The following is a 12,084-nucleotide window of genomic DNA, read 5'->3' as shown; positions in this document are numbered from 1 at the left end:
ATAACGGGGTATAGTTGTTGTGTAAACAATTATTCCTATTTAAGGGGTGGAAATACTATGGGAAAAGAAGAATTCGAAAAGAAATCTGCTGAAAAAGCTAAAGAAGCAGAAGAAAAACTAAAAGAACAAAATGAAGAAAAAACTGATGATATTGAACAAACGAAAAAAGATGTACAAGATACGTTAGATTAATTACTATAAATATTTGCCATTGAAAAGCTCTCAAAGTTTATACTTTGAGAGCTTTTTATAAAAAACTTTATTAACTTATTTATCCATATCCTCAATTTCCTCAAACTACCTTGACAATACAATAGAAAAATCATACATTTAATTTAAATTAAAATATCGACGCACTAGGGGTGTATATTTACTGAGATGAGGAAATCCTCAAACCCTTCGAACCTGATCTAGCTAGATACTAGCGTAGGAAAGTGTAGTTAACTATAGAATCTGATGAACTTACTTCATTAAGATATATCTTCTGACGCACAACTTTCCTAGGGAGGGTTGTGCGTTTTTTTAGGAGGAGACACAATGTCAAAAGGTTTAAAACTATCAGAAATACTTGTAACTGTATTAATATCTGTAGTCTTCGCAATCATCTATAACTTATGGTGGTTCTTCTACAATATTACACAAGTTGCAGGTATTCACCTAGAGCAGCTTACATATGGTGTTTGGTTTATGGCAGCAGTAGTTTGCTACTTAATTATTCCAAAACCAGGTATCGCAATCTTAGCTGAACTAGCTGCAGGGGCTGGCGAAACAATAGTCATGGGTAAATTTGATATACCTACAATTATCTATGCTTTATTACAAGGTGTAGCATGCGAAATTATCTTCGCAATTTTTAAATATCAATCTCGTTCTGCAGCAGTAGCAATGCTTGCTGGTTTGGTCACTGCACTGGCCACTTTCCCAGTAGATTATTTTTACGGTTACTTAAATGAAGTCGCGGGATGGAACTTATTCTTATTCATTCTATTCCGATCAATTAGCGGAATTGTTATCACAGGATTAGTGTCCTATTGGCTTGTTAGAGCACTTGATAAAACGGGAGTTACTAAACTCTTTAGACCAGCTTCTAAACATGACTACGATAACCTATAAGGGGATTTTTTAATTGTTAAAAGTAAAAAATTTACGTTTGAAATACCCTAACGGGGATAGAAAAATTTTTGATAACTTAAATATAGAGATTAATGATAAGGAAAAAGTGCTTTTACTCGGCCCATCAGGGTCGGGTAAAAGCACATTACTTAATGTACTAAGTGGTATTGTTCCTAATTTAATTGAACTACCAATGAAATATGATGAATTACATGTCGATCATCAAAGTGGTGTCATTTTCCAAAATCCTGATACACAATTCTGTATGCCTAAAGTATATGAAGAGTTAGCTTTTGTGTTAGAGAACCGCAAAATCCCTCGTAGTGAAATGGATAATGAAATTAAAAAAGCACTTGAATCTGTAAATCTTAAAGTCTCTGACCAAACTTATGTAAATCAACTAAGCGGAGGTATGAAGCAGAAGTTAGCTATCGTAGAAACCATTTTACAAAGAGCGGAAACCTTATTCTTAGATGAACCAACTGCTATGTTAGATGTTCAAGCAACTGAGGATTTATGGAAGAAATTAATAGAATTGTGGGATGAACAAACAGTATTAATCGTCGAACATAAGGTTGAACATATTTGGCAACATGTGGATCGCGTACTATTAATGAATTATGAAGGAAAAATCATAGCTGATGATACTCCTCAACACATTCTTAATGACTACGAACATTTATTAACTGAGTATGGCGTGTGGCATCCTAAAGCCTGGAATTATGCGCCACGTCCTATTAAACTAGATATTCAACCTTCCAATAGTTTATTTGAATTTCAACAAGGCCAAATCGTACGTGGTAAACAAACGCTCTTCTCTGTTGATGACTTTGAATTACATAAAGGAGAATGGCTAACTATAACAGGAGAAAATGGTGCTGGTAAAACATCTTTGCTCGAATCAATACTTCAATTAATAAAATATAAAGGTCGAATGACTTATAATAATGAAGAACTGAAAAAGATTAAACAAGCAGCAAAACACATGTATCTCGTGTATCAAAATCCAGAATTACAATTTATTACGAATTCAGTTTATGATGAAGTTTACATTCATTATAACCATTTAGACCCTGAAAATGCTGAACAAGAAACTATTCAATTGCTTAAATTACTTCATCTAGATCAGGTTAAAAATCATCATCCCTTTGAAATATCAACGGGACAAAAACGCCGATTAAGCGTAGCAACTGCCCTTAGTTCAAAGGCAGAAATTGTATTGTTAGATGAACCTACATTTGGTTTAGATAGTCATAATACGTTCCAACTTATTAAACTTTTTCAAGAACGCGTTAAACAAGGGCAAACAATAGTTATGGTCACACATGATTCGGAAATCATTCGTCGATATCCAACACGTCGTTTACATGTTGAAGATGGAATACTTAAAGAGATTGAAGGTGAGCACGTTGTTTGAAAGATGGAAGAAACGTCACACCTTTGTTGATGATGTAAATATTATAACGAAATTAATACTAGGAATCGCACTTTTTTTCTTTATTATCTTCATTCATAATTTCGATTTTATGATTTATATCGTGTTACTCATGTTTATTTTCTTACTATTATTTAATGGTACAGAATTTAAAATTACAGGTATATTCATACTAGTTACCACCCTATTCGCCTTACTATCCTCATTATTTATGATACTTTATGGTGATGGTGAGCATATGTTAGTTAAATTTGGAATCGTTCAAATTAGTGAAGAAAGTATAGTACGGGGCTTACATCTCTCTTTAAGAACAATCACAGTATCAATGTTCGGGATTCTTATAGCATTAACATCTCAAATAGTTATGATTTTTTATAGTTTAATGCAACATCTAAAAATCAAACCCAAAATTGCCTATGCCTTTATGGCAGCAATACGAATGGTTCCTTTAATTATAAGTTCATTAATCCAATTGAGACGCTCATTAAAAATGAGATACCAAATGATTGATGTCTCAAATTATAAAGGACTAAAAAGATTAAATCATTTAGTTATTCCATTATTGAGTCAAAACATACGACGTGCACATCAACTCTCAGTTGCTATGGAATCTAAAGACTTTAAAGATGGCCCTAGAACATATTACTACGAGACACCTTTCTCATATAAAGATGTAGTATTTATTGTGTGTGTGTTAATGATTATTGGTCTATCTTTCATACTATCAGGCTATTTACCATTAACTGGCATTCATGATGTACGTTTTGGAAAATTAGGATAAAAATTTCACTATATTTAATAAAGTTTAATCAATTAAATGATAGACATTAAAAAGGAGATGCAACATTTATTGTGCATCTCCTTTTTTACTATTTTATTGCTTTATTGCCTATATCATTACGATAGAAAAGATTATCGCTTTTAATTTTTTCAGCGTTGTTATATGCAGCAGCTTGTGCATCCTTAACCGTAGATCCCTCACCAATGGCTAGGATCACACGACCACCAGCATTAACAAAATGGTCTCCCTCTTTCTTTAAACCACTAACAAAATAATGAGAATCTGGGTCGAAACCACTAACTTTATATCCTTTATCATATGATCCTGGATACCCTTTAGATGCTAACATGACTCCTACAACTGCTTCATCTTTCCATTTAAAATGAATTGGTTGACGTTGTTCTAAATCAATAATATGTTGCATTAAATCACTTTCTAAACGCGTGAGTAACACTTGCGCTTCTGGATCACCAAATCTTGCATTGAACTCTATCACTTTAGGACCCTCTTTTGTTAAAATAGCACCAATATAGAGCAAGCCAAAGAAATGATACCCTTCTTTACTCATCGCTTGAGCAATAGGTTGAGCAATGCGCTCATTGGTTTGATGAAGTACCTCCTCACTAATATGCGGAACAGGACAATATGCCCCCATGCCTCCAGTATTAGGGCCTTCATCATTATCATAAGCACGTTTATGATCCTGAGCGATACAATCAAAAGGAACTGCATAATCACCATTAACAAATGTCATTAATGAAAACTCTTCACCCTCTAAAAAGCTCTCAAAAACCAGTTGCCCTTGCTCTTCAATGTATAGTGTTTCTACACCTTTGATAGCTTCATCTCGGGTTTTGGCGATTATTACTCCCTTCCCAGCTGCTAAACCATCCTTCTTAATAACTACCGGCAATTCACACGTTTTAACATACGTTAGCGCGTCAGATCGATTCGTTACTTCTTTATAATCTGCAGTAGGAATGTCATACTTCTCCATAAGTTGTTTCGCAAAGAGCTTTGAACCCTCAATTTGAGCAGCAGCTTGCCCTGGGCCAAACACTTTTATTGCTTGTTGTCTAAGTAAATCTCCTAGGCCATCAATTAATGGTTGTTCAGGTCCTATGACCACCCAGTCAATGTTATTATTTATAGCGAAATCTATTATCTCTTGATGACTTGACTCGGCTATTTCATTATGAATTTCCGCAACGTTAATCATTGCTTCATTACCTGGTATAGCATAGACCTTTTCAACGAGTGAGGATTGATTGATTTTAGAAGCTAACGCGTGTTCACGTCCACCTGCTCCGATAACTAAAACTTTCATAAGTTTACTCCTTTCTTTAAGTAAAACTTAGTGCTTAAAGTGACGCATTCCAGTCATAACCATTGTGATACCATATTTATTAGCCATATCAATAGATTCTTGATCTTTAATAGAGCCACCAGGTTGAATAATGGCTTTAATACCATGTTCTGCCGCATATTCTACTGTATCCCCCATTGGGAAGAAACCATCAGAAATTAGCGCAACATTATCATTAATTTCAATTGCTCTCTCGATAGCAATTTTAGCTGAACCTACGCGATTCATTTGCCCTGCACCTATACCAACAGTTTGTTTATCATTACTTAGAATCACAGCGTTACTTTTTACAGAACTTACAACTTTCCATCCTAATAACATTGCTTCCCACTGTGATTCAGTTGGACGTACTTCAGTAGCAACAGTCATGTCTTCACGAGTGACATCCTTATTATCTTTATCTTGCACTAAATAACCACCAGAAACAGAAACAAATTCTTGTTCAGCGTTATCAATGGTCATATCTATTTCAAGTAAACGTATATTTTTCTTTTGAGTTAAAATTTCAAGTGCTTCTTCAGTAAATTTAGGAGCAATAACTACTTCTAAGAAAATTGAATGTAATGTTTCTGCTAATTTAGCATCTACAGTACGGTTCAATGCAATAATTCCACCGAAAATTGATTGATTATCAGCATCATATGCATTTTTAAATGCATCTTCAATAGTTTCTCCAACACCCACGCCACAAGGATTCATATGTTTAACTGCTACTGCTGTAGGTTCTTCAAATTTTTTAACCAAACTTAAAGCCGCATCCGCATCTTTAATGTTATTAAAGCTTAACTGTTTACCATGTAATTGTTTCGCACCAGCAATTGTGTGTTTACTATCTGATGTTCTTACAAAGTATGCAGATTGTTGAGGGTTCTCACCATATCTAAGTGTTTCTTTATCACCTTTAAAGAAACTTACAATGGCATGATCATATTGATTTGTATGTTCAAATACTTTAATCATTAAGGATTTTTTATAATCTTCATCTAATTGATTATTTTTAATTCTATCAATGACTTCATTGTAATCTGAAGGATGTACTATTGTTGTTACATGTTTAAAGTTTTTAGCTGCAGCACGCAACATCGTTGGTCCGCCAATATCAATATTTTCAATAGCATCTGCTTCAGTAACATCTGGATTTTCTACTGTTTTTTGGAAAGGATATAAGTTGACGACAACCATATCGATAAGGTCGATATGTTGTTCATTCAATTGATCGAGATGTTCTTGTTTATCACGATCTGCTAGGATACCCCCATGAACAGCTGGATGTAATGTTTTTACTCGACCATCCATTATTTCAGGAAATTGAGTTAATTCAGATACTGACTTTACAGCGATACCCGCATCTTCTAGCACACGTTTAGTGCCACCTGTAGAATATAATTCATAATCTAATGAAGTTAATGATTTAGCGAATTCTACAATTCCACTTTTATTTGAAACACTTAAAATTGCTTTTTTCATTGCTTAGATACTCCTCTATTTAATGATTTTAGCGATAACTCTAGGATAAAGTTCATATTCTAAATTTTTGACTCTCTCTTCTAAATCTTCTTTCGTGTCGTCCGTTCTAATATCACATTGTTGTTGTTCAATAATTTCTCCCGTATCCATGCCACTATCTACATAATGCACGGTTGAACCTGTCACTGTATCTCCACTATCAAATGCTTGGCCTATTGCATCTAACCCCTTATATTTAGGCAATAGTGAAGGATGTATATTTAACATTCGTCCTTCAAAGGCTTGAAGTAAATCTTGACCAACCAATCTCATGTAACCTGCTAAAACTATCCATTGAACCCCTTCATCGGATAAATGTTTAAGCAACTGTTGTTCATAAGATGACTTTGAAGCAAAGTCTTTAGGTTGGTTAATATGAACAGGTATATTTAATTTTCTAGCTCGTTCTATACACTGAGCATTAGCTTTATCAGTATATAGTGCAGTCACTTCTATGTTCTGCAAATCGCCCTCTTTAACATGTTTAACGATATTTTCAAAGTTACTACCTGAACCTGAGGCGAAAATCGCTATTTTAATCACGATTCTACCCCCATTAAATGAAGTGGCGTATCAGCGTCTTCAATCACTTCACCAATTTCATAAGCTTTCACATCAAGCTCTTGTAAAGCCGCTAAAGCTGTTGATACATCTTTTTTATCTACTATAACGGTATAGCCTATACCCATATTGAAGATATTATACATTTCATCTGTACTAATGTTCCCTTGTTGCTGTAACCAATTAAAAACGTCTAATGTTGGGAACGAAGTTGTATCTATTCTAGCCGACAACCCTTTAGGTAAAGCTCTTGGTATATTTTCATAGAATCCGCCACCAGTAATATGATTCATTGCTTTAATATCCACATGTTTTTTCAATTCTAGAATTGGTTTTACATATAATTCAGTGGGTGCTAAAAACGTTTCTAAGTAAGTCTTTCCATCAAAGTTATCATGTAAATTGATGCCAGATTCTTTAATAAGCTTTCTAACTAAACTATAGCCATTAGAATGAATACCATTCGATGCTAAACCTATAATTGCTTGTCCTGCTTCTACTTTAGAACCATCTATGTACTCATCTTTTTCAACAGCGCCCACTGCAAAACCTGCAATATCGTACTCACCTTCGTGATACATTTCACCCATCTCAGCAGTTTCTCCACCAATTAATGCGGTATTCGTTTGTTCACACCCATCACTCACACCTTTGACGATTTGTTCAATAATTGATGGAACTACCTTATTTGTAGCAATGTAGTCTAAGAAATATAGAGGTTCTGCTCCAGTCGTTAAAATATCATTCACACACATCGCTACAGCATCAATACCAATCGTATCGTGCTTGCCATGATCAATAGCAAGTTTTAATTTCGTACCTACACCATCTGTACCAGAAACGAGTACGGGTGCTTTCATATTAAGTTGAGATAAATCAAAAGTAGCACCAAAACCTCCAAGTCCACCTAAGACTTCTTTACGCATTGTACGTTCAACATGACTTGATATTCTCTCTACCGCTTCATAACCTGCATGAATATTTACACCTGATTGTTCATACGCTTTAGACATGTAAGTTTCCCTCACTATCAAAATAATGTTTATTATTAGCTATATAAGCTTTCTGACGATCGCTTAAATGTGATTTGTAATTCTTTTCATAATCGTAAAGACCTGCTGGATAATCTCCTGTGAAACTTTCAACACATAATCCACGATACGGTGCATCATAATTCAAACCAATTGAGTCAATGAGCCCATCAACACTTAGATATGCTAGTGAATCAGCACCAATGTAATCTTTAATTTCTTCTGGTGATTTACTTGCTGAAATTAACTCTGCAGTAGTCGACACATCAATACCATAGAAACTAGGGAACATGAACTCTGGAGAAGCGATTCTCACATGCACTTCATCAGCTCCTGAATCTTTAAGCATTTTCACAATTCTTTTACACGTAGTACCACGCACGATTGAATCATCTACAAGAATAATTTTTTTACCTTCGACAATATCTTTAACTGCCGATAATTTAACACGTACGCCCTGTTCACGTAATTCTTGTGTCGGTTGAATAAATGTACGTGCAACATATTGGTTTTTAACGAGACCCATCTCATAAGGAAGCCCAATTTGTTCAGCATAACCACTCGCTGCAGACAGTGAAGAATTAGGTACTCCAATAACCATATCAGCTTTTGCAGGGCTTTCTTCAGCGAGTCTTTTACCAGATGCTTTTCTCACAGCATGAACATTTTTTCCAGCTATTGTAGAATCTGGTCTTGCAAAATAAATATATTCCATAGCCGAAATAGCTGTATTTACATGACGTGTATAATTTTTGACAACGATTCCATCATCGTTGATAATGACATACTCTCCAGCATGGATATCTTGTACAAACTCTGCACCCAGAACATCAATAGCGCAAGTTTCGCTAGCTAAGATATATGCACCATTTTCCATTCTACCGACTACAAGTGGACGAATCGCATTAGGGTCAACTGCGCCATAGAGTGCATCTTCAGTAAGTATCGCAAATGTGAAACCACCTTTAATTTGGCGTAAGCTTTCTTTAAGTGCTTCTTCAAAGGTTGGTGCTTTACTGCGACGAATTAAGTGCATGATGACTTCAGTATCAGATGATGAATGGAATATTGCACCATGCTTTTCTAAATTTTGACGTAAAGATTCAGCATTTATTAAATTACCGTTATGACAAATACCGACACTCATGTCATAAAAGTGATATAAAAAGGGTTGTATATTTTCAATCCCTTTATTACCAGATGTTGCATATCGTACATGACCAATTGCATGTGGATACCCTTTTAAATTTTCCATATTAGTATCTTTAATTGCTTCAGTCAGTAAACCTAGTCCTCTTTCTCCTTTAAGTGTTTGATCATCCGAAACTACAATCCCTGCACCTTCTTGACCACGATGTTGTAAACTATGAAGACCCATGTAAGTTAATTGTGCTGCTTCAGGATGATTCCAGATTCCAAATACGCCACATTCCTCATTTAATCCTGAGTTGTTAAACATTGAGCGATTGCTCCTTCCCATGTATGTTTAATGTCTGAAACCTTTTCCGAAATTGTAACTTCTGAATTAGAGACCTTAAATGTGCCATCACTTGTTAATTGACCAATCTCTATAGCTTGATTCATATCTAAAGTCTGACCGTCTTTAACTGAGATAATATAACGACCTTGAGTTTCACTAAATAATTGTGCATTAGTCATATCAAGTTGTGCATGAAGTCCAAGATTATAGTATGCACTTATTTTAGCTAGGGTAAGAAGTAAACCACCTTTACCTACTGTTTGAACATGAGAAGCCACGCCGTTACGAATTGCCTGTTTAATGGATTCACCCTTCTCAACTTCATCGCTTAAATCAATCTCTTCAAATTCATGGTTCACAGAACCGTATAATAACTTTTCGATTTGACTTCCACCGAAATCATTACGCGTATCGCCAACTAAATAAAGTTTTTCTCCAGCTTTGGGATGGAAATCGTTTAAATAATTAATATCTTCAATAAGACCGACCATTCCTACAACTGGCGTTGGGAAAATAGACGTACCACGCGTTTCGTTATAAAGCGAAACGTTACCTGATACAACAGGTGTATTTAAAACTTCACACGCTTCAGACATGCCTTTAGTTGAATCAATTAATTGTTGATAAATTTCTTTCTTTTCCGGTGAACCATAATTTAAGCAATCTGTCATTGCAAGTGGTGTCGCACCAACCGCAATTAAATTACGATATGCCTCTGCAACAACCATCTTTCCACCCTCATATGGTTGATTAAAAACATAACGTGCTTCACCATCAATTGTTGAAGCGATTGCCTTATTAGTTCCTTCTACTCGTACAACTGAAGATTGAAGACCCGGCTTCACTATCGTGTTTGCTCCAACTTGTTGATCGTATTGCTCATATAAATAACGTTTTGAAGCAATCGTTGGATGCTTTAATAATTTTGAAAATACATCTTCTACATCAATATTGCTATAATCATTTTTAGAAGTATTGTATTCTTTGTCTTCACCTTCAAGTATATAAACAGGTGCTTCGTCAGAAAGGGGTTGAACTGGGATATCTGCAAATACCTCATCTTCATAAGTTAATACGAATCGATCTGTATCAGTAACTTCACCAATCACTGCACTATCAAGTTCATGTTTATCAAATAAGTCTAAGAATTTTTGTTCAGTACCTTTCTCAACTACAAGTAGCATTCTTTCTTGTGTTTCAGAAAGCATCATTTCATATGGTGAAATATTAGGTTCTCGAGTAGGAACTTGGTCAAGTTTTAAATGAAGACCACTTCCACCTTTAGCAGCCATTTCAGATGAAGAAGATGTTAAACCTGCTGCCCCCATATCTTGAATTCCTACCAGTTCATCGAACGTAATAGCTTCAAGTGTTGCTTCCATGAGCTTCTTACCTACAAATGGATCACCGATTTGAACTGAAGGTCGTTTACTTTCACTTTCTTCAGTTAGTTCTTCAGAAGCGAATGTGGCACCGTGAATACCATCGCGACCAGTTTTCAGACCAACATAAATAACTGAGTTACCAACGCCTTTAGCAGTACCTTTTTGGACCATGTCATGGTCGATGACACCTACACACATTGCATTTACAAGTGGATTGCCATCATATCGATCATCAAATTCAATTTCACCAGCTGTAGTCGGAATACCGATACAATTTCCGTAACCACCAATCCCGCTCACAACTCCTTTTAAAAGTCGTTGATTTTGTTTGACTGATAGTTCACCGAAACGTAGACTATTTAACAAGTTAATAGGTCTCGCTCCTATTGAGACGATATCTCTAATAATTCCACCTACACCTGTTGCAGCGCCTTGATAAGGTTCTATAGCTGATGGATGATTGTGTGATTCCACCTTAAATACGACTGCTTGATTATCTCCAATATCCACTACACCTGCCCCTTCACCAGGGCCCATTAAGACATGCTCACCAGTAGTCGGAAACTGTTTCAAGAATGGTTTAGAATGTTTATATGAACAATGTTCACTCCACATTACCGAAAAGATTCCTACCTCAGTAAAGTTGGGTTCTCTACCAAGAATTTCAACTACTTTATCGTATTCTTTATCACTAAGTCCCATATCTTGATAAAGCTTTTCAAGTTTAATTTCTTCAACACTTGGTTCGATAAATTTAGACATGTTGTTCCCTCCAACTTTTAACCATTGATTCAAACAATTTCACTCCACTGTCAGTGCCTAGTAGTGTTTCTAATGCACGTTCAGGATGGGGCATCATTCCACAAACATTTCCTTCTTTATTAACAATGCCTGCGATATCTTCATATGAACCATTAGGATTATCAATATACTTAAGGATAATTTGATTATTTTGTTCAAGTTCATTAAAGATTTCTTCTGTACAATAGTAATGCCCCTCACCATGAGCAACAGGATAAACGACTTCTTGATTAGCTTCATATAAATGAGTAAATGGAGTTTGATTATTAACAATTTTTAAAGTTTCATTTCTACTTATGAAAAGATGAGAATCATTATGAAGCAACGCACCAGGAAGTAATCCAATTTCTGTCAATATTTGGAAACCATTACATACTCCAAGCACTGGTTTTCCTTCTTTTGCAAGACGTTTAACCTCATTAATAATAGGAGCCACACTTGCCATTGCTCCAGATCTTAAATAATCACCAAATGAAAAGCCACCAGGGATCAGAACCCCATCAAATCCTTCGAGGCTCGTTTCACGATAATCGACGTAAGCTGCGTCAACGCCAGATTTAATTGCGGCATTAAACATGTCTCTATCACAGTTAGAGCCAGGGAATACGAGAACTGCGAATTTCAT

At 35.4% G+C, this 12,084-nt stretch carries 11 protein-coding genes and 1 riboswitch; of the genes, 4 read left to right on the top strand and 7 right to left on the bottom strand.

What is annotated here, in order from left to right; translation table 11 throughout:
- Nucleotides 1-57: 57 nt before the first annotated feature.
- The 4 genes from graF (at nt 58) to HMPREF2642_RS07775 (ending at nt 3,329) form a co-directional block, all read left to right on the top strand.
- Complete coding sequence (gene graF / locus HMPREF2642_RS11780) at nt 58-192, top strand: glycopeptide resistance-associated protein GraF (RefSeq protein ID WP_002435469.1); 135 nt, start codon at nt 58-60, stop codon at nt 190-192.
- 156 nt (nt 193-348) lie between these two features.
- A riboswitch (TPP riboswitch) is annotated at nt 349-450 on the top strand.
- 87 nt (nt 451-537) lie between these two features.
- Nucleotides 538-1,113 (top strand): ECF transporter S component, encoded by a 576-nt coding sequence (locus tag HMPREF2642_RS07785; protein ID WP_002435415.1) that lies wholly within the window; start codon nt 538-540, stop codon nt 1,111-1,113.
- 13 nt (nt 1,114-1,126) lie between these two features.
- The gene (locus HMPREF2642_RS07780; protein ID WP_030065184.1) at nt 1,127-2,530 is read left to right on the top strand and encodes an ABC transporter ATP-binding protein; all 1,404 of its coding nucleotides are present in this window, start codon (nt 1,127-1,129) and stop codon (nt 2,528-2,530) included.
- Entirely contained in the window at nt 2,523-3,329 is an 807-nt protein-coding gene (locus HMPREF2642_RS07775) for an energy-coupling factor transporter transmembrane component T family protein (protein WP_070597767.1), read from the top strand. The genes HMPREF2642_RS07780 and HMPREF2642_RS07775 overlap by 8 nt, the downstream gene beginning before the upstream one ends.
- Nucleotides 3,330-3,417: 88 nt before the next feature.
- On the opposite strand, the gene purD is transcribed toward HMPREF2642_RS07775, so the two are convergent.
- Genes purD through purQ form a run of 7 tightly spaced genes read right to left on the bottom strand, consistent with a single transcriptional unit; the run spans nt 3,418 to nt 12,084 of the window.
- Nucleotides 3,418-4,656 carry a phosphoribosylamine--glycine ligase gene (gene purD, locus HMPREF2642_RS07770; protein WP_070597766.1) on the bottom strand — a complete coding sequence of 413 codons (1,239 nt, stop codon included), beginning with the start codon at nt 4,654-4,656 and terminating at the stop codon, nt 3,418-3,420.
- A gap of 27 nt (nt 4,657-4,683) precedes the next feature.
- Nucleotides 4,684-6,162, bottom strand: a complete 1,479-nt coding sequence (gene purH / locus HMPREF2642_RS07765; protein ID WP_030065177.1) for a bifunctional phosphoribosylaminoimidazolecarboxamide formyltransferase/IMP cyclohydrolase — start codon at nt 6,160-6,162, stop codon at nt 4,684-4,686.
- A 15-nt stretch (nt 6,163-6,177) separates the two neighbouring features.
- On the bottom strand, nt 6,178-6,744 hold the full coding sequence (gene purN / locus HMPREF2642_RS07760) for a phosphoribosylglycinamide formyltransferase (RefSeq protein WP_030065175.1): 567 nt from the start codon (nt 6,742-6,744) through the stop codon (nt 6,178-6,180).
- Entirely contained in the window at nt 6,741-7,775 is a 1,035-nt protein-coding gene (gene purM, locus HMPREF2642_RS07755) for a phosphoribosylformylglycinamidine cyclo-ligase (protein WP_030065174.1), read from the bottom strand. The genes purN and purM overlap by 4 nt, the downstream gene beginning before the upstream one ends.
- A complete protein-coding gene (purF, locus tag HMPREF2642_RS07750; RefSeq protein ID WP_002435420.1) occupies nt 7,768-9,252 on the bottom strand; it encodes an amidophosphoribosyltransferase in 1,485 nt (494 codons plus the stop codon). The genes purM and purF overlap by 8 nt, the downstream gene beginning before the upstream one ends.
- Complete coding sequence (gene purL / locus HMPREF2642_RS07745) at nt 9,231-11,420, bottom strand: phosphoribosylformylglycinamidine synthase subunit PurL (RefSeq protein ID WP_064212240.1); 2,190 nt, start codon at nt 11,418-11,420, stop codon at nt 9,231-9,233. The genes purF and purL overlap by 22 nt, the downstream gene beginning before the upstream one ends.
- Entirely contained in the window at nt 11,413-12,084 is a 672-nt protein-coding gene (purQ, locus tag HMPREF2642_RS07740) for a phosphoribosylformylglycinamidine synthase subunit PurQ (RefSeq protein WP_023350479.1), read from the bottom strand. The genes purL and purQ overlap by 8 nt, the downstream gene beginning before the upstream one ends.

The sequence above is a fragment of the Staphylococcus sp. HMSC055A09 genome, from assembly GCF_001809655.1.
Lineage (GTDB): Bacteria > Bacillota > Bacilli > Staphylococcales > Staphylococcaceae > Staphylococcus > Staphylococcus capitis.
The sequence above is the reverse complement of the archived record's forward strand: the minus strand, read 5'-3'. Positions and strand labels throughout refer to the sequence as shown.